Source organism: Micromonospora sp. NPDC023966, assembly GCF_040639095.1.
GTDB lineage: Bacteria > Actinomycetota > Actinomycetes > Mycobacteriales > Micromonosporaceae > Micromonospora.
The window spans coordinates 165,298-182,976 of sequence record NZ_JBEZZJ010000005.1 but is presented as its reverse complement, the minus strand read 5'-3'; the positions used below and the strand labels follow the sequence as shown (position 1 = coordinate 182,976).

General features: G+C 72.9%; 16 protein-coding genes. 6 read left to right on the top strand and 10 right to left on the bottom strand.

Annotated features, from left to right (window positions below):
- Window positions 1–136 precede the first annotated feature (136 nt).
- Window positions 137–3,439: a S8 family serine peptidase gene (locus tag AB0F68_RS11185; protein WP_357335213.1), complete on the top strand. Its 3,303-nt coding sequence runs from the start codon at window positions 137–139 to the stop codon at window positions 3,437–3,439.
- 76 nt (window positions 3,440–3,515) lie between these two features.
- Here the strand turns inward: AB0F68_RS11185 and AB0F68_RS11180 are convergent, their stop codons facing one another.
- Together AB0F68_RS11180 and AB0F68_RS11175 are read right to left on the bottom strand one after the other, a co-directional pair.
- Window positions 3,516–3,968 (bottom strand): hypothetical protein, encoded by a 453-nt coding sequence (locus AB0F68_RS11180; RefSeq protein ID WP_357335211.1) that lies wholly within the window; start codon window positions 3,966–3,968, stop codon window positions 3,516–3,518.
- A gap of 41 nt (window positions 3,969–4,009) precedes the next feature.
- Entirely contained in the window at window positions 4,010–4,996 is a 987-nt protein-coding gene (locus tag AB0F68_RS11175; protein WP_357335209.1) for a 4-hydroxy-3-methylbut-2-enyl diphosphate reductase, read from the bottom strand.
- A 156-nt stretch (window positions 4,997–5,152) separates the two neighbouring features.
- On the opposite strand from AB0F68_RS11175, the gene xseA reads away from it, so the two are divergent.
- Together xseA and AB0F68_RS11165 are read left to right on the top strand one after the other, a co-directional pair.
- A complete protein-coding gene (gene xseA / locus AB0F68_RS11170) occupies window positions 5,153–6,367 on the top strand; it encodes an exodeoxyribonuclease VII large subunit (RefSeq protein WP_357335207.1) in 1,215 nt (404 codons plus the stop codon).
- 14 nt (window positions 6,368–6,381) lie between these two features.
- Complete coding sequence (locus AB0F68_RS11165; protein ID WP_357335205.1) at window positions 6,382–6,594, top strand: exodeoxyribonuclease VII small subunit; 213 nt, start codon at window positions 6,382–6,384, stop codon at window positions 6,592–6,594.
- A 35-nt stretch (window positions 6,595–6,629) separates the two neighbouring features.
- Here the strand turns inward: AB0F68_RS11165 and AB0F68_RS11160 are convergent, their stop codons facing one another.
- From AB0F68_RS11160 to AB0F68_RS11150, 3 genes are all read right to left on the bottom strand, one after another.
- A complete protein-coding gene (locus AB0F68_RS11160) occupies window positions 6,630–7,469 on the bottom strand; it encodes a hypothetical protein (RefSeq protein WP_357335202.1) in 840 nt (279 codons plus the stop codon).
- A 242-nt stretch (window positions 7,470–7,711) separates the two neighbouring features.
- The gene (locus AB0F68_RS11155) at window positions 7,712–8,530 is read right to left on the bottom strand and encodes a hypothetical protein (protein WP_357335200.1); all 819 of its coding nucleotides are present in this window, start codon (window positions 8,528–8,530) and stop codon (window positions 7,712–7,714) included.
- Window positions 8,531–8,642: 112 nt separating this feature from the next.
- Window positions 8,643–9,338 carry a DUF4245 family protein gene (locus AB0F68_RS11150; RefSeq protein ID WP_357335199.1) on the bottom strand — a complete coding sequence of 232 codons (696 nt, stop codon included), beginning with the start codon at window positions 9,336–9,338 and terminating at the stop codon, window positions 8,643–8,645.
- 159 nt (window positions 9,339–9,497) lie between these two features.
- Here AB0F68_RS11150 and glpX point away from each other — a divergent pair, with 159 nt between their 5' ends.
- Complete coding sequence (glpX, locus tag AB0F68_RS11145; protein WP_357335198.1) at window positions 9,498–10,529, top strand: class II fructose-bisphosphatase; 1,032 nt, start codon at window positions 9,498–9,500, stop codon at window positions 10,527–10,529.
- A gap of 29 nt (window positions 10,530–10,558) precedes the next feature.
- On the top strand, window positions 10,559–11,527 hold the full coding sequence (locus AB0F68_RS11140; RefSeq protein ID WP_357335387.1) for a DMT family transporter: 969 nt from the start codon (window positions 10,559–10,561) through the stop codon (window positions 11,525–11,527).
- Here the strand turns inward: AB0F68_RS11140 and AB0F68_RS11135 are convergent.
- A complete protein-coding gene (locus AB0F68_RS11135; protein WP_357335196.1) occupies window positions 11,496–12,413 on the bottom strand; it encodes an NAD-dependent epimerase/dehydratase family protein in 918 nt (305 codons plus the stop codon). The genes AB0F68_RS11140 and AB0F68_RS11135 overlap by 32 nt on opposite strands.
- 137 nt (window positions 12,414–12,550) lie before the next feature.
- Here AB0F68_RS11135 and AB0F68_RS11130 point away from each other — a divergent pair, with 137 nt between their 5' ends.
- A complete protein-coding gene (locus AB0F68_RS11130) occupies window positions 12,551–13,243 on the top strand; it encodes a TetR/AcrR family transcriptional regulator (RefSeq protein ID WP_357335193.1) in 693 nt (230 codons plus the stop codon).
- Window positions 13,244–13,262: 19 nt separating this feature from the next.
- On the opposite strand, the gene AB0F68_RS11125 is transcribed toward AB0F68_RS11130, so the two are convergent.
- The 4 genes from AB0F68_RS11125 to AB0F68_RS11110 all read right to left on the bottom strand — a co-directional run bounded on the left by AB0F68_RS11125 (window position 13,263) and on the right by AB0F68_RS11110 (window position 17,472).
- On the bottom strand, window positions 13,263–14,231 hold the full coding sequence (locus AB0F68_RS11125) for an NAD(P)/FAD-dependent oxidoreductase (RefSeq protein ID WP_357335384.1): 969 nt from the start codon (window positions 14,229–14,231) through the stop codon (window positions 13,263–13,265).
- A gap of 107 nt (window positions 14,232–14,338) precedes the next feature.
- Window positions 14,339–15,001: a rhomboid family intramembrane serine protease gene (locus tag AB0F68_RS11120; protein WP_357335191.1), complete on the bottom strand. Its 663-nt coding sequence runs from the start codon at window positions 14,999–15,001 to the stop codon at window positions 14,339–14,341.
- A gap of 101 nt (window positions 15,002–15,102) precedes the next feature.
- A complete protein-coding gene (locus AB0F68_RS11115) occupies window positions 15,103–15,783 on the bottom strand; it encodes a lytic transglycosylase domain-containing protein (protein WP_357335187.1) in 681 nt (226 codons plus the stop codon).
- Between the two features lie 276 nt (window positions 15,784–16,059).
- The gene (locus tag AB0F68_RS11110; protein WP_357335184.1) at window positions 16,060–17,472 is read right to left on the bottom strand and encodes a PhoH family protein; all 1,413 of its coding nucleotides are present in this window, start codon (window positions 17,470–17,472) and stop codon (window positions 16,060–16,062) included.
- Window positions 17,473–17,679 lie beyond the last annotated feature (207 nt).

Here is a 17,679-nt window from a genome sequence, read left to right as displayed (position 1 = left end):
TGACGATGACGACCGATCCTAGTCACGGACTGGTCACAACCTACTTCGGAGTAGTGACACCGACAGGGCCAGGCCGAAGGATCACGGTCACGTGTGCCCTGTTTCTGTAGGGCCCTGTTCTCTGGAGGAAGAGAACGTGAGTCAACCCCGCAACCGGAGCAGGCGTACCTCCGCCGCGCTCTTCGCATCGGTCCTGGCGGCCGGCGCCATGACCGTCGGGGGTGGCGCCGCGACCGCGAGCGCAGCCCCCGCCGCCGCCCCCGACGCCTCGCAGCCGACCGCGGCCGAGACGCTGGGCGCCCACGACGCCAAGCTGCTGGACGAGGCGGAGGCGAAGCACGCTCCGACCGTCACCCTGATCATCGCCGCCAAGAAGGGCTCGGCCAAGAAGGTCGCCGACGGGCTGGCCGGCCTGGGCGCCTCGGTGAGCCAGCGCTACGACCAGGTCGGCTACGTGCTGGCCAAGGTCCCGACCGCGAAGGTCCTCAAGGCCGCGACGCTCCCCGGCGTCTCCGCCGTCGACCTCGACGAGACCATCAAGCTCCCCGACCCGGCCCCCGAGGCCGCACCGGCCGGCGCGAAGACCGCCGAGCAGGGCGAGACCCTGGCCGGCCCCGGCGCCGACACCGGCGCGGTCAACCCGTACATGCCGACCAACGAGACCGGCGCGGAGGCCTTCAAGGCCGCGCACCCGGAGTGGGACGGCCGCGGCGTCACCATCGGCATCATGGACTCCGGGGTGGACCTGGACCAGCCGGCGCTGCAGAAGACCACCACCGGCGAGCGCAAGATCGTCGACTGGGTCACGGCGACGGACCCGCTGGAGGACGCCTCCTGGCGCGCGATGGCCAGCGACGTGGCGGGCCCCTCGTTCACCAACACGCTGGGCACCTGGACCGCGCCGGCCGGCGCCTACAAGTTCAACGTCTTCCGCGAGAACATCACCGCGCTGGACGACGCGCGGGGCGACGTCAACCGCGACGGTGACACCACCGACTTCTGGGGCATCCTCTACAACCCGGTGAACGGCGACATCCGGGTCGACGCCAACCAGAACAACGACTTCACCGACGACGAGTCGATGCGGCCGTACAAGGAGAAGTTCCAGGTCGGCCACTTCGGCACGGACAACCCGGCCACCGCGGTGCGCGAGCAGATCCCGTTCGTGGTCGAGTACCGCCGGAACGTGGACATCGCGCCGGCTGACGGCCAGGCCGGCCCGTACTACGACTACGTCAACATCGGCATCATCGAGGCGACCCACGGCACCCACGTCGCCGGCATCACCGCCGCCAACGACATGCTGGGCAACAGCGCCCTCGACGGCGCCGCCCCGGGCGCCAAGCTGGTCTCCGCCCGGGCCTGCTCGTGGGGCGGCGGCTGCACCGCCGCGGCGCTCACCACCGGCATGGTCGACCTGGTGGTCAACCGCAAGGTCGACGTGGTCAACATGTCGATCGGCGGCCTGCCGGCGCTGAACGACGGCGCCAACGCCCGCGCCAACCTCTACGACGAGCTGATCACCACCTACGGCGTGCAGATGTTCATCTCGGCCGGCAACTCCGGCCCGGGCCTGAACACCGTCGGCGACCCGTCGGTCGCCAGCAACGTGGTGAGCGTGGCCGCGAACGTCAGCAAGGACACCTGGCTGGCCAACTACGGCTCGGTGGTCCGCAAGCAGAACGCGCTGTTCAACTTCTCCTCGCGCGGCCCGCGTGAGGACGGCGGCTTCAAGCCCAACGTCACCGCCCCCGGCTCGGCCATCTCCACCGCGCCGACCTGGCAGCCCGGCAACCCGGTCCCCGAGGCCGGCTACCCGCTGCCCCCGGGCTACCAGATGCTGAACGGCACCTCGATGGCCTCGCCGCAGGCCACCGGCGCCGCCGCGCTGCTGCTGTCGGCGGCCAAGGCGACCGACAAGGGGGTCACCCCGGCCGCGCTGCGCCGCGCCATCTACACCTCCGCCAAGCCGATCGCGGGCGTTCCGACGTACGCACAGGGCTACGGCATGTTCAACGTGCCGGGCGCGTGGAACCTGCTGGCCGCGGGCGTGCAGACCCGGACCTACACCTCCGCGGCCCCGGTCTGCACCGAGCTGTCGGGGAACCTGACGAAGTACAACAAGGACTCCGGCGTGTTCGAGCCGAACCCGAACGTGGGCACCGGCATCTACAACCGCTGCGCGGCCGGTGAGGGCGGGCAGAAGGTCAAGGAGAGCCGCTACTACGAGGTCAAGCTGACCCGCACCAGCGGCCCGAACAAGGGTCTCAAGCACACCGTCGCCTTCCGCGGCAACGACGGCACCTTCTCGGCCCCGGCGGTCGTGTGGCTGCCGCTCAACAAGACCGTCACCGTCAAGGTGAAGGCCAAGCCGCTGACCGCCGGCGCGCACGGCGCAATCATGACCGTCGACGACCCGGCCACCTCGGTGGTCGACTTCGAGGTCGCCACCGTCGTCGTCGCCCCGACGGCGGTCTCCGCCCCGGCCTACTCGTTCTCCGCGGAGGGCTCGGTCGAGCGCAACGGCTTCACGTCGTACTTCGTGACGGTTCCGGAGGGCGCGGGCGCGCTCCAGGTCAACCTCTCCGGCATCGCCACCGGCTCGCAGACCCGGTTCCTCGCCTTCAACCCGTACGGCGTGCCGGTCGAGAGCACCGCGAGCACCGCCTGCTACACCAACTTCTCCGACGCCGCCGCCTGCAAGCCGCAGGAGCGGGACTACCAGAACCCGATCCCGGGCGTCTGGGAGATCGAGGTCGAGGCCCGGCGTACCTCGCCGGCGCTGGACAACCCGTTCCAGCTCCAGGCGCGGGTGCAGGGCATCACGGTCGAGCCGGCCGTGGTCGAGCTGCCGTCGGTGACCGCCGGCACCCCGACCGAGGTGAGCTGGGGCCTGACCAACACCTTCGGCCCGGTCCAGGTGACCGGCGTCGGCGGCCCGCTGGCCAGCGTGCACGCCGAGCGGCCGAGCATCGCCCAGGGCGGTCGCCAGGAATACACGGTCGACGTCCCGGCGGGGGCCGCCTCGTTCACCGCCCGGATCGGCAACCCGTCCGACCTGAGCGCCGACCTGGACCTGTCGGTCTTCCTCGGCGCGACCCGGGTGGGCCAGTCGGCCGACGGTGACTCGGAGGAGGCGGTCACCCTGTCCAACCCGGCCGCCGGCACCTACCGGGTGGTCGTGGACGGCTACGCGATGAGCGACCCGACCACCGCGTACGACTACCGCGACTCGTTCGCCGCCCCGGCGCTGGGTTCGCTCTCCGCCCCCAGCACCCCGCTGGCCCTGGCCAACGGCGCCACCGCCACCCTGACCGGTACGGTGACCGCCAAGTCCAGCCCGGCCGCCGGCCGGGAGCTCTACGGTGACCTGGCCGTCACCACCATCGAGGGCGCGGTCGTCGGCCGCGGCTCGGTGGAGATCGGTGCGGTCAACTGACCCGCTGACGCCAGGAGCCCCGCCCCCACCCGGGAGCGGGGCTCCTCCGTTTCCGGCCCGGGTTCCCCGGTGCGGGTCAGGCGCGGCGGGCGGATTCGACGACGAAGGGGGTGCCCTGCTGGCAGGTGGTCATCATGCCCGGCTCCGCGCGGCCGGTGACCTCGACCCGGGTGCCGGGCTTGAGCAGGTCGCGCGGGCCGCCGATCAGCAGGTTGTCGTCGATCAGCAGGCAGTTCGGCTCGACGCCGGCGCGGATCGTCCCGGTGAGGGTGGTGGCGCCGGGGCCGGGCGGCTTCGACGGGCCGCCCTTCCAGGTGGGATTCGGGCGGCTCGGGCCGATGCTGGGGCCGGGGTCGGGCTGGCTGGTCACCGGGGCGGCTCCTGTCGGGCTGAGGCCTGGATCGGGCTGGCTGGTCACCGGGGTGGGCCCCGTCGGGCTGGGGTCGCCGGGCTCGCTGCCGGGGCCGGCGCAGGCGGTCAGCGCCGCGCCGGCGAGCAGGGCGACGAGCACCGTCCGAGGAGTCTTCATGACCGGTTGGACGTGGTCGGCGGCGGTTTCGTTCCGGCCGGTCAGCCGCGGGCCGCCGCGGCCTTCAGGTCGCGCTTGAGCTCCTGCGGCAGCGAGAAGGTCAGCCGCTCGTTGGCGGTGGTGATCTCCTCGACGTCGGCGAAGCCGCGCTCGGCCAGGTGCGCGAGCACCTGCTGGACCAGCTCGTCCGGCACGCTGGCGCCCGAGGTCAGCCCCACGGTGCGGGCCCCCGCCAGCCAGGCGTCGTCGATCTCGTGGGCGAAGTCGACCAGGTAGCCGGCCCGGGCGCCGGCGTCCAGCGCCACCTCGACCAGGCGGACCGAGTTGGACGAGTTCCGCGAGCCCACCACGATCACCACGTCGCAGTCCGGGGCGATCTCCTTCACCACGTGCTGCCGGTTGGAGGTGGCGTAGCAGATGTCGTCACTGGGCGGCGACTGGAGCAGCGGCAGCCGCTGCTTGAGCCGAGCCACCGTCTCCAGGGTCTCGTCGACCGAGAGGGTGGTCTGGGAGAGCCAGACGACCTTCTCCGGGTCGCGCACGGTGATCTTGTCGGCGCCGTCCGGGCCGTCCACCAGCTGGATGTGCGCGGGCGCCTCACCGGCGGTGCCGACGACCTCTTCGTGCCCCTCGTGGCCGATGAGCAGGATGTCGTAGTCCTCGGCGGCGAACCGCCGGGCCTCGTGGTGCACCTTGGTGACCAGCGGGCAGGTCGCGTCGATCGCCTTGAGGGAGCGCGCCCTGGCCTGCTCGTAGACCTCGGGGGCCACGCCGTGCGCGGAGAAGATGACGGTGGCGCCCTCCGGCACCTCCTCGTTCTCCTCCACGAAGATCGCGCCCTTGGCCTCCAGCGTCTGCACCACGTGCTTGTTGTGCACGATCTGCTTGCGGACGTAGATCGGCGCGCCGTAGAGCTTCAGCGCCTCCTCGACGGTCTGCACCGCCCGGTCCACGCCCGCGCAGTAGCCGCGGGGCTTGGCCAGGAGCACGCGCTTGCCGGTCCGGGGAGTCGTCTCAGCATCAGTCACCCGACCATCGTACGTGCCCGTTCTGCACCGGCAGCGCGCTCGTCGCCGCCGCCCGAGCTGTCGATCATGAGGTTTGCGGCGGCTCCGGAGATCGACATCGCCGTCAACCTCATGATCGACGCGGGCCTCGTCGGGGGTGGGCCTTAGGGTGGGCGGGTGAGCGAAGCGGATCGGAGCACGTCCGAGGAGCCGTGGCCGGTCCGGGTGGTCAGCCAGAAGATCGGGGCCTGGATCGCCCGGCTGGGGTGGGTGTGGGTCGACGGTCAGATCGCGCAGATCAGCCGGCGGCCGGGGGCGAGCACCGTGTTCCTCACCCTGCGTGACCCGTCGGCTGATCTCAGCCTGACCGTCACCACCAACCGCGACGTGCTCGACGCGGGCGCGCCGGAGCTGAGCGAGGGCGCCCGGGTGGTGCTGCACGCCAAACCCGAGTTCTACGCCGCCCGGGGCACGCTCAGCCTGCGCGCCGACGAGATCCGCCAGGTCGGGCTGGGCGAGCTGCTGGCCCGGCTGGAGAAGCTCAAGAAGCTGCTGGCCGCCGAGGGCCTCTTCGACCGGTCCCGCAAGCGCCGGCCGCCGTTCCTGCCGGGCCGGATCGGGTTGATCACCGGCCGCGCCTCGGCCGCCGAGCGGGACGTGCTGACCAACGCGCGCCGCCGCTGGCCGGCCGTGGAGTTCCGGACAATCAACGTGGCGGTGCAGGGGCCGAGCGCGGTGCCCGACATCGTCGGCGCGCTCAAGGTGCTCGACGCCGACCCGACGATCGACGTGATCATCATCGCCCGGGGCGGCGGCGGCATCGAGGACCTGCTGCCCTTCTCCGACGAGGCGCTCTGCCGGGCGGTCTTCGCCTGCCGCACGCCGGTGGTCAGCGCGATCGGCCACGAGACCGACACGCCGCTGCTCGACTACGTCGCCGACGTACGCGCGTCGACGCCGACCGACGCGGCCAAGCGGATCGTGCCCGACCTCGCCGAGGAGGTACGCCTCATCGGCCAGGCCCGGTCCCGGCTGGAGCGGGCGGTGCGCAACCTGGTCGACCGGGAGCAGCACCGGTTGGACCTGCTGCGCTCCCGGCCGGTGCTGGCCCGCCCGCAGGTGATGGTCGACCAGCGCGGCACCGATGTGGCCGCGCTGCGCGACCGGGCCGGCCGCTGCCTGGACCACCGGCTCGGCGCCGCCGGCGACGATCTGCGGCACACCCTGGCGCGGCTGCGCGCCCTCTCCCCCGCGGCCACCCTCGACCGGGGCTACGCCATCGTCCAGCGCGCGGACGGCCACGTGGTCCGCGCCGCGTCCGAGGTGGCCAAGGGCGACCCGCTGCGGATCCGCCTCGCCGAGGGCGAGCTGACCGCCACCGTGGACGGCTGATGGAATGGGACCCGATGACTGACACGAAGAAGGACGAGCAGCTCAGCTACGAGCAGGCCCGGGCCGAGCTGGCCTCGGTGGTCGAGCGGCTGGAGGCGGGCGGCACCTCGCTGGAGGAGTCGCTGGCGCTCTGGGAGCGCGGCGAGCAGCTCGCCGGGATCTGCCAGCGCTGGCTAGACGGCGCCCGGGCCCGGATCGACGCCGCCCGGCAGCGCGCCGAGGACTGAGCGGCGGGACGGCCGGAGCCGTCCCGCCGGCACGCTCAGTTGAACAGGTTGTAGAACTCGGCCGGCGCCTCGACGACCTGGTCGGCCGGGGGCTTCTGCGCGGCGGCGGCGTTGCCGTAGTCGGAGTAGCTGATCTTCACGTCCTGCGCGGCGCTGTTCCCGGCGGCCGGGATCTGGAGCACCAGCTCGCTGAGCCGGCCCTGCGGGTCGACCTTGGCGGTGAACGGCACCGACTGGGCCTGCGCGCCGAGCGCGGTGATCACGGCCGGGTCGAGGGAGCCCGCCTCGGCCGCCTTCGACACGTCGACGGTGCCCGCGTACGCGCCGTCGCCCGTCTGCCGCACCTCGGTGACGCCCTTGGTCAGCACCGCGCTGCCGGCCGGGTCGACCTGGTCGAAGTCGAAGCCGAGCGCCCGGTTGCCCTGGATCCGGGTCTGGTCCAGGTGCTGGTACTTGCCGAGGTTGAGGTTCTTCAGCCCGGGCACGCTGGCCGCGGCCTTGCCGCCCAGCTCCAGCTTGACCCAGCTGTCGGGCTTGTAGTGGATCAGGTCCAGCTTCATCATCAGGTCCGACGACGGGTCGCCGATGGTCATCCGCATCTCGGCGCTCTGGCTGGGCTCGTGCACCTGCCCCTCGGCGGTGGAGCCCGCGCCGGACATGGTGAACCGGAAGTTCCCGTCGCGGATCGCGTTGGTGGAGTCGAGCAGGGCCTGCTTGGCGTCGCCGGCGGGCGTGCCGCTCGGTGCGATGCTGCCCGAGGCGGCCGGGGTCGCGGAGGCACCGGCCCCGGCGGTCCCGTTGTCGTTGCACGCGGCCAGGCCGGGGATGAGCAGCGCCGCGGCGAACGCGGCGGCGCTGAAGCGTCGAATGTTCACGTCAACCTCTCCAGGTGGGTCGTCCGGCCCACGGAGGTGCCGGAGTCGGGGCGCCGCAGCCCGGACGGCGGCTCCGGCGCACGAACCCGGTCCGGCCGGTGTGGTCGGCCCCGGCGGGCTCGTGCCCCCTTCTGTTCCCTGAAGCGGTGTTCCGCAATCCCTGTCCGGTCCACGGAGGGTGACCTCCGGTGCCGGCGGGCGGCGGTCGGGGACGCCCTGAGCCGTCCCCGACCGCTCCCGGATCAGCCCTTGAACATCTCGTAGAGGCTGGCGGGCGCCTCGACGACCTGGGCGGCCGGCGGGGCCTGCACCGCCGTGGCGGTGCCGTAGTCGGCGTAGGTGACGGTCACGGCCTGCGCCTCGGCGGCGCCGGCGGCCGGCACCTGCACGGCGAACTCGCTCAGCCGACCCTGCGCGTCGAGCTTGGCGGTGAACGGCACGGCGCTGGCCTTGGTGCCGAGGGCCTTGAGGGTCTCGGCGTCGAGCAGGTCCGAGTCGGCGGCCTTGGTGGCGTCGATGGTGCCCTCGTAGGTGCCCTCGCCGGTCTTCTTGACGTCGGTGATCGCCTTGATCATCTTGTCGCTGCCGGCCGGGTCCACGTCGCTGAAGTCGAAGTTCAGCTCGTCCGCGTCCTTGACCTTGGTGCGGTCCAGGTGCTGGTACTTGCCCTTGGTCGCCTTGAAGCCCGGGATGGCGTCGGCCATCGCGCCGTCCAGGTCGAGCTTGAGCCAGCTGTCGGTGTCGATGAACACCATGTGCATGGTCATCGAGATGTCGTCGCCGGCGGTCGCGCCGCTGGACATCTTCATCTCGGCGCTCTTGGACGGCATGTGCACCTTGCCCTCGCCGTTGAACTCGCCCCCCTTGATGGCGAAGCTGAAGTTGCCCTGCTGGATCTCCTTGGTGGAGGCGGCCAGCGCCTCCTTCGGGTCCGCGGGCACCGCCGGGGCGGTGGACTTGCTGTCGGCGGTCGGCGAGTCGGCCTCGGTCTTGCAGGCGGCCAGACCGGGGACGAACAGGGCGGCGGCGAGGACGCCGACGCTCCACCGTCGAATGTTCACGTCGATCTCTTTCCGGTTGTGTCCGGGACGCGTCACGCGTACCGGTTTGTCGGGCCCGGGCAGCCTAGCGGACCGGCAACGACCCCGGGGGGGCACCGGCGACGGGAGCGGTTCAGCGCAGCGCCGTGGCCAGCTCGCGCAGCTCCGCCTCTCCGGCGTCACCGACCACCAGCACCGTGCGGTTCGACTCCAGCAGGACGAGGGCCTGCTCGTTGCCCCGGGCGGTGTACCGCTGCCAGCTCGCGCCGCCGGGCAGGTCGGCCGGGCCCTGCGGCTGACCTTCGCTCAGCTCGGCCGGCAGCAGCTTCTCCGCCGGCACGTTGCTCTCCACCAGCTGGGCGCCCCGGCCCTCCGGGGTCAGGTAGCCGATGCGCAGCGTCCCGCCGCCGGATTCGGCCTGGTAGCGGGCACTGACCGTACGCCAGTCCGAGCCCAGCCCCTGCGGCTCGGCGACCGGGAAGGCGTTGGCCGAGCGGGCCTGCTCGAAGGCGGGCGCCGGGTCGACGGTGACCGGCGCGTCCCCGCCGAGGAAGCCCCGGTAGAAGGCGAGCAGCAGGGCGATCGGGACCAGCAGCACCAGCAGCGACAACGCCATGTCCTTCGGCGACCGCTCGGACCGGGCCTTCTCCTTCCGCGCGGGCGGCGCGGGGTGCTCCCCGGCGTCGGCCGGCGGCGCGGGCGCGCTCGACTCGACCAGGGCCGGTTCGCCGGCCGGCGGGGTCGCCCCGGCGGTCGGCCGCACCGGCGGCTGGCCGTCCGGCGGGGTGGCGTCGGTCGGTACGCGGTCGACAGGCTGTGCGGGTTCCACCCGACCATTCTCGCAGCCGTCCGGGTGACGTGATCCTGGCCTCCTCCGCCCCGCTCCCGCATCGAACCTGCGATCGTGTGAGGATCAGCGACAAAGCCGGCGGCGGCGACGGCCGCATCCCGCCGGTCCACCCCGCAACGTCGCGAGGAGGAAGCCGTCATGACAACCACCAGGACGCGGACCCCGCAGGATCTCGACCGTAACCTCGCCCTCGATCTGGTCCGGGTCACCGAGGCCGCGGCCATGGCCGCCGGCCGCTGGGTCGGCCGGGGCGACAAGGAGGGCGGCGACGGAGCCGCCGTCGACGCCATGCGCAAGCTCATCAACTCGATCCCGATGCGCGGTGTCGTGGTGATCGGCGAGGGCGAGAAGGACAACGCCCCGATGCTCTTCAACGGCGAGGAGGTCGGCGACGGGACCGGTCCCGAGGTGGACGTGGCGGTCGACCCGATCGACGGCACCACGCTGATGAGCAAGGGCATGCCGAACGCGCTCGCCGTGCTCGCGGTGGCCGAGCGGGGCGCGATGTTCGACCCGAGCGCCGTCTTCTACATGGAGAAGCTGGCCGTCGGCCCGATGTACGCCGACGTGGTCGACATCAACGCCGGGGTGGCCGAGAACATCCGCCGGATCGCCAAGGTCAAGGGCACCGACGCCGCCGAGGTGACGGTCTGCGTGCTGGACCGGTCGCGCCACGACGACCTGGTGAAGCAGATCCGGCGGACCGGGGCAGGCATCCGGTTCATCTCCGACGGCGACATCGCCGGGGCCATCGCGGCGGCCCGGGGCGAGTCGGACGTCGACGTGCTGATGGGCATCGGCGGCACCCCGGAGGGCATCACCGCGGCCTGCGCGCTGAAGTGCATGGGCGGCATGATGCAGGCCAAGCTCTGGCCCAAGGACGCCGAGGAGCGGGAGAAGGCGCTGGCCGCCGGGCACGACCTGGACCGGGTGCTCTTCACCGACGACCTGGTCACCGGCGACAACTGCTTCTTCGTGGCCACCGGGGTGACCTCGGGCGACCTGCTGCGCGGCGTGCGCTACCGGGCGGGCGGGGCGTACACCCAGTCGATCGTGATGCGCTCCAAGAGCGGCACGATCCGGGTGATCGACTCCTACCACCGGCTGGAGAAGCTCGCGCTCTACTCGGCCGTCGACTTCGACGGGCGTCCCCTGGCCGAGCAGGAGTGATCGCGACCGGGACGGCGGCGCCCCCGACGCTGCCGGCCGCGCGGCGGATCGCCGGCACCGGGCTGGCCACCGCCTCGGGGCTCGCGGTGGCCGTCCAGTCCCGGATCAACGGAGAACTCGGCGTACGGCTGGCCGACGGGATCGCCGCCGCGGTGGTCTCGTTCGGCCTGGGCCTGCTGGTGCTGCTGGTGCTGGTCCCCGCCACCCCCGGTGGCCGGCGGGGACTGGCCGCCCTGCGGGCCGCGCTCCGGGACGGCTCGCTGCGGCCGTGGCAGTGCCTCGGCGGGGTCTGCGGCGCCTTCCTGGTCGCCACCCAGGGGCTGACCATCGGCACCCTCGGCGTGGCCGTGTTCACGGTCGCCGTGGTGGCCGGGCAGTCCGGCAGCAGCCTGCTGGTCGACCGGGCCGGCATCGGCCCGACCGGGCGGCAGTCGGTCACCCCGAACCGGCTGGTCGGCGCGGTGCTCACCGTGCTGGCCGTGCTGCTGGCGGTGGGCGACCGGCTCGGCGACCCGGGCGCCCTGGCGCTGGCCCTGCTCCCGATGGCGGCCGGGGTGGGCATCGCCTGGCAGCAGGCGGTGAACGGCCGGGTCCGGGGGGCCGCCGGCAGCGCCCTGACCGCCACGCTGGTCAACTTCACCGTCGGCACGGTGGCGTTGCTCGTCACCTTCGCGGTGGAGGTGGCGGTCCGCGGCCGCCCGGCCGGCGGTTTCCCGGCCGAGCCGTGGCTCTACCTGGGCGGTCCCATCGGCATCGTGTTCATCGCGCTGGCCGCCGCCATCGTCCGGTTCACCGGCGTGCTGCTGCTCGGCCTGGCCACCATCGCCGGGCAGATCGTCGGCGCCGTCCTGCTGGACGCGCTGCTGCCCACCGCCGCCTCGCACCCCACGCCGACCACCCTGCTGGGGGCGGCGCTGACCCTGGTCGCGGTGCTGGTCGCCGCGGTCGGGCCAACCCCGCGGCCGGTCAACCGCGCAGCGCCGCCACCGTCTCCTTGACCGCCCGGTCGAGCGGGGTCGGCTCGACGCCGAGCGTGGCGGTGGCGGCGGTCGAGTCCATCACGTACGGCCGGGCGAACTGGTACGCGGTCTCCCGCAGTTCCCGCACGAACGGGTTGGTCAGCCCGCCGAGCCAGAGCACCGGGTACCGCATCCGGGTCAGGCGCGGCGCAGGCGCCCCGACCAGGGCCGCCGCCCGACCGGCCAGGTCCCGCATCGACACCGCGGGCGCGCTGGGCACGTGCCAGGCCCGCCCCCAGGCCCGCTCGTCGGTAGCGGCGACGACCAGGGTGCGGGCGACGTCGGGAATGTACGTCCAGGTGTGCGGGGCGTCCCAGTCGACCGGCAGGAACGCCCGCTGCCCGGCGAGCACCCGGGGCAGCACCATCATGGCCAGCGAGGTCCCCTCCGCGCCCAGGTAGTCGGAGCCGCGTACCTCGGTGATCCGGGCCCGGCCGGCCCGGTGCGCGGCCAGCGCCTCGGCCCACATCCGGTTGCGGACCCGCCCCTTGGTGCCGGTCGCGGCGAGCGGGGTCGCCTCGGTCATCGGGGTGTCGACGGGGCCGTACCCGTAGAGGTTGCCGACGGTGGCGAGCACCGCGCCGGTCCGCTCGGCGGCGGTGAGCAGCGCGGCGGCCAGCGGCGGCCAGTCCAGCGGCCACCGGTGGTACGCCGGGTTGGCGCAGTTGTGCAGCGCCACCGCGCCCTCGGTCAGCGCCGTCAGCCGGTCCGCGTCGGCGGCGTCGGCGGCGATCCGTTCGATCGCCGGGTGCGCGGGTCCGGTGCCGCGGCGGGTCACTACCCGCACCCGGTCGCCGCGCTCGGCGAGGAGGCGGGCGGTGGCGGTGCCGACGGGTCCGGCGCCGACGATCACGTGCAGGGCCATGAGGGTCATCCTTCGAAGCAGGAATCCAATTCGAGAGCAGCGCTCTCTCGCAACAGAGCATGACTGGTCCCGGCCCGTTCGTCAAGAGCAGTGCTCTCGGTTTTGATTGCCGCTCTCATCCGTGGCAGAGTGGAGGCATGGTCGCTCCCTCGCTCCGCGCCCGGGTCCGGGCCGGCATGATCGACGAGATCAAGGCGGTTGCCCGCCGCCACCTGGCCACCGACGGCGCGAACCTCTCGCTCCGCGCGGTCGCCCGGGACATGGGCATGGTCTCCTCGGCGATCTACCGCTACTTCCCCAGCCGCGACGACCTGCTCACCGCGCTGATCCTCGACGCGTACGAGGCGCTCGGCGACGCGGTCGAGGCGGCCGACGCCGGCACCGACCGGACCGACCTGCGCGGGCGCTGGCACGCCGCCTGCCGCGCCGCCCGGGCCTGGGCGCTGGCCCACCCCGCCGAGTACGCCCTGCTCTACGGCAGCCCCGTCCCCGGCTACGCGGCCCCGGACGACACCGTGGCGCCGGCCCAGCGCCCCCCGGTGACGCTGGTCGGCATCCTCCGCGACGGGGTGGCAGCCGGCCGGCTCGACCCGTCCGGCGAGGAGCTGCCCGAACCGCTGCGGTCGGACGTGGCCGAGCTGGCCGCCCTGCTCGCCGTGGAGGTGCCGCCCGCGCTGCTGGCCCGGGGCATGTCCGGCTGGACCCAGCTCTTCGGCTTGATCAGCTTCGAGCTGTTCGGCCGGATCAACCGGACCCTGCCGCACCGCGACGAGTACTTCGACCACCAGACCGGGCTGATGGCCGACCTGATCGGCCTGCCCGCCGCCTGAGCCCCGGTGGTGCCGCCGGTCAGGTGCCGTCGGAGGAGTGGCCCGGGAAGAGGTGGGCGCTCGGGTCGATGACGACCGCCGCGTTGTTGATCGCGGTGGCCGCCTCGCCGAAGCCGGTGGCGATCAGCCGGACCTTGCCCGGGTACTCGGTGATGTCCCCGGCCGCGAAGACCCGGGGCAGGTTGGTGGCCATCGCTCTGTCGACCACGATGTGCCGCCGGTCCAGGTTCAGCCCCCACTCGGCGAGCGGACCGAGGTCGGCGGTGAACCCGAGCGCGGCCACCACGGTGTCCACCGGCAGGGTCTCCACGGCGCCGCCGCGTACGGTCAGCTCGGCGCCGGTGACCCGGTCCTCCCCGTGCAGCCGGCTCACCTCGCCGTTGACCACGATCCGCACCGGCAGCGCGCGCACCCGGTCGACGGTCGAGGCGTGCGCGCGGAACCGGTCCCGCCGGTGCACCAGGGTCACCGAGCGGGCGATCGGGGCCAGCGTCACGGCCCAGTCGAACGCGGAGTCGCCGCCGCCCACGATCAGCACGTCCCGGCCGGTCAGCTCGGTCGGCTGCGGTACGAAGTAGACGATCCCGGCGCCCACGAAGCTGTCCGCGACCGGCAGCGGCCGGGGCGTGAAGCTGCCCAGCCCCCCGGTGACCAGCACCGCGCCGCAGTGCAGCTGGTCACCGCCGGCCAGCCCGAGCACCGGCCGCCCGTCCAGGTACGACAGCTTCTCCGCGCGCACCCCGAGCAGGTACTCCGGGCGGAAGGGGGCGGCCTGGGCGACCAGGTTGGCCACCAGCTCCCGCCCCTTGATGGCCGGGAACCCGGCGACGTCGAGGATCAGCTTCTCCGGGTACATGGCGGTGACCTGGCCACCCGGCTCGGGCAGCGCGTCGATCACGGCCACGGAGAGCCCGCGGAACCCGGCGTAGTAGGCGGCGAACAGCCCGGCGGGGCCGGCCCCGATCACGGCGACATCGACCTCGCGCATGGCGTACCGTCCCGTCACTTCGCCAGGGGATCAACGCGTGCTGATCTCGACGGTAGGCGGGCCGGTGGCCGCGGGCAAGCACGTCCCGCCGGCGGGTGGACGTGCCGTCAGGGCATGGTGACCGGGGGTGACCCGAGCCGGTCGGGCCCCGCAGTCTCCGCCGGTCGGCGGCGGAACAGGATCGCGGCGACGGCCCCGCCGAGCAGCCCGAACAGGTGCCCCTGCCAGGAGATGCGCTCGTCGGTGGGGAGGATGCCGAGCAACTGCCAGCCGTAGAGCAGGCCGACCAGGAGCACCACGGCGAAGTTCCACCAGCTGCGCTCGACGATGCCGCGGGTGAGCAGGATGCCGAGGTAGCCGAAGATCACGCCGCTCGCGCCGACCACCACCGAGTTGGGGGAGCCGGTGAACCACACCCCCAGGCCGCTGACCAGGATGATCACCAGCGTGGACCAGAGGAACCGGCGGGTGCCGGCGGCCAGCACGAAGGTGCCGAGCAGGATCAGCGGGATGCTGTTGCTGTAGAGGTGGTTCCAGCCGGCGTGCAGGAACGGCGAGAAGAAGATGCCGTCCAGCCCCTGGATGTGGTGCGGGATGATGCCGGCGGTGACGTCGAGGTCGGCGCCCAGGCCGACGTCGACGGCCTCGATGAGGAACAGCACCGGCACGACGGCGCACATGGCGACGAAGGCGCGGCCGAGCGAGGCGTAGAACGCGTCGGTGCCGAACCGGTGGGGGTCGCCGCCCGTCGGGCCGTCATGCCAGGTCATCCGTCAAGAGCTATCAGCAATCGGGGCGCACCGCCACCCGAGCGGGGACACGACGACGGCGGGGCGTGCGAATCTCCGCACCCCCCGCCGTCGGTGTCCGATCAGTACCAGCCGGAGCTCTGCGAGTGCTGCCAGGCGCCGCACGGGTCGTCGTACCGGCCCTCGATGTAGCCGAGGCCCCACTTGATCTGGGTGGCCGGGTTGGTCTTCCAGTCGTCGGCCACCGAGCCCATCTTGCTGCCCGGCAGGGCCTGCGGGATGCCGTACGCGCCGGACCCCTCGTTGTAGGCCTTGTGGTTCCAGCCGCTCTCCTTGGTCCAGAGCTTGTCCAGACAGGGGAACTGGTCCATGGCGAAGCCCTCGTCGAGCATGATCGCGCAACCGATCTTGCGGTTGCCGCTGAACTCCTCGCAGGAGGACGGGATCGGGCCGTCGTACGGCTTGGCCTCGGCCTTCGCCGCGGCCTCGCGCTCCTTCTTGCGCGACGCGGCCGCCGCCTCGGCCTGCTTGGCGCGCTCGGCGGCCTCCTTGGCCGCCGCCGCGGCCCGCAGCTTCGCCTGGTACTCGGCGGCCCGCTGCTTGGCCGACTCCAGGCGGTGGTCGGCCTGAAGGTCGCGCTGGTACGCGTACTCCGTCCGGTCGACCTCCAGGCCGACCTGCGCGGTCAGGCCCTGTTGCTGGGTCTGTCGGTCTTCGCCCAGATAGAAGCCGCCGGCGACGCCCACGGAGAGCAGCGTGACAGCGGCCGTACGGGCACCGAACCGGCTCCACAGCCGACTCACGAAGTGTCCCTTCGTCGGGGGCAAGGACACGGCGCGACGCGTGGCCCTGGAGCGGCCGCGCCGGCGCCGTGAGCGCCCCGACCCTCGCGGTCGCAGCCGACGCACCGGTGTTCGCGGCTCTCCGCCATGCCGTGGCGAACGATGCTCGACGATCTTCCTGGTGCGTGGGCGCTCGTTGGACACCATTGCGCACGGTGAGGCCGATGGGAAACCAAGGACGCGGAATGTGATCTGCGCCACAGGGAAAACAGGGCCAAACTCGGGCAAACCTCAGGCTCAGAGCGGGATGTCCTCCAGCAGATCGGTGACCATCGCGGCGATCGGAGAACGCTCCGAACGGCTGAGGGTGACGTGGGCGAAGAGGTGATGACCCTTCAGCGCCTCGATCACCGCGGTCACCCCGTCGTGCCGCCCGACACGGAGGTTGTCCCGCTGGGCCACGTCATGGGTGAGCACCACCCGCGAGCCCTGACCGATCCGGGACAGCACGGTGAGCAGGACGCCGCGCTCCAGCGACTGGGCCTCGTCGACGATGACGAAGGCGTCGTGCAGGCTCCGGCCGCGGATGTGGGTCAGCGGCAGGATCTCCAGCAGGCCCCGCGAGGTGACCTCCTCCAGCACGTTCTCGTGCACCACCGCGCCCAGGGTGTCGAAGACCGCCTGGGCCCACGGCGACATCTTCTCCGACTCCGAGCCGGGCAGGTAGCCCAGCTCCTGGCCGCCGACCGCGTACAACGGGCGGAACACGACGACCTTCTTGTGCCGGCGGCGCTCCATCACCGCCTCCAGGCCGGCGCAGAGCGCCAGCGCGGACTTGCCGGTGCCGGCCCGCCCACCGAGCGAGACGATGCCGATCGACTCGTCCAGCAGCAGGTCGAGCGCGACCCGCTGCTCCGCCGAGCGGCCGTGCACGCCGAACGCCTCCCGGTCGCCCCGGACCAGCCGGACGGTCTTGTCCGGCAGCACCCGGCCGAGGGCCGAGCCCCGCGCCGAGTGCAGCACCAGGCCGGTGTGGCAGGGCAGGCCGGCGGCGGCGTCGAGGTCGAGGGTCTCCCCCGCGTACAGCCGGCCGATCTCCTCCTCGGCCAGCTCCAGCTCGGCCATCCCGGTCCAGGTCGGGTCGCTGGCCTGGCCGTGCCGGTACTCGTCCGCCCGCAGGCCGACCGAGGCCGCCTTCACCCGCAGCGGCATGTCCTTGCTGACCAGGGTCACCTCGCGCCCCTCGGCGGCGAGGTTGAGCGCCACGGAGAGGATGCGCGCGTCGTTCGACTCGTTCCGGAACCCGGGCGGCAGCACCCCGTCGTCGGTGTGGTTCAGCTCGACCCGGAGGGTGCCGCCCTGGTCGTTGGCGGGCACCGGCCGGTCCAGCCGGCCGTGCCGCACCCGCAGCTCGTCCAGCATGCGCAGCGACTGCCGGGCGAACCAGCCCAGCTCGGGGTGGTGGCGCTTGCCCTCCAGCTCGGAGATGACCACCAGCGGCAGCACCACCTCGTGCTCGGCGAAGCGGTGGAACGCCGCGGGATCGGAGAGGAGGACCGAGGTGTCCAGGACGAAGGCCGGTCCGGCTGGTCGGGGCTCCTCGGTGCCGGCGGACGCGGCGGCCGCGCGGCGGCTGCGGGTGGTCCGGCGGGTCGGGGCGGTCGCGGCCGGGGTCTGGTCGGCACCGGCGGGGGTACGGCGAGTGGTCACAGGCCTGCTCCGCGGATGGGCACCCGGCCACCCGAGTTCCGCCTCTTCCGGTGCCCGGTGGACACGGGGTCGGATGCGGGCCCCGTGCGCGAGGTCGCAGGTCCGGGCTGTCCGGCTGGCCCGGGAAAACCCCGTGCCATGCCTAGACGCTAATCGCCGCAACGCCAGTCGGCTAGTGGTCGGCGTTGATCTCGGACCCTTCTTCGT

Coding starts and splice junctions, on each gene's coding strand:
- AB0F68_RS11135 (WP_357335196.1), bottom strand. CDS start 12,413: ATGGCCCTGCACGTGATCGTCGGCGCCGGACCCGTCGGCACCGCCACC.
- glpX (WP_357335198.1), top strand. CDS start 9,498: ATGACAACCACCAGGACGCGGACCCCGCAGGATCTCGACCGTAACCTC.
- AB0F68_RS11130 (WP_357335193.1), top strand. CDS start 12,551: ATGGTCGCTCCCTCGCTCCGCGCCCGGGTCCGGGCCGGCATGATCGAC.
- AB0F68_RS11180 (WP_357335211.1), bottom strand. CDS start 3,968: ATGAAGACTCCTCGGACGGTGCTCGTCGCCCTGCTCGCCGGCGCGGCG.
- AB0F68_RS11120 (WP_357335191.1), bottom strand. CDS start 15,001: ATGACCTGGCATGACGGCCCGACGGGCGGCGACCCCCACCGGTTCGGC.
- AB0F68_RS11165 (WP_357335205.1), top strand. CDS start 6,382: ATGACTGACACGAAGAAGGACGAGCAGCTCAGCTACGAGCAGGCCCGG.
- AB0F68_RS11125 (WP_357335384.1), bottom strand. CDS start 14,231: ATGCGCGAGGTCGATGTCGCCGTGATCGGGGCCGGCCCCGCCGGGCTG.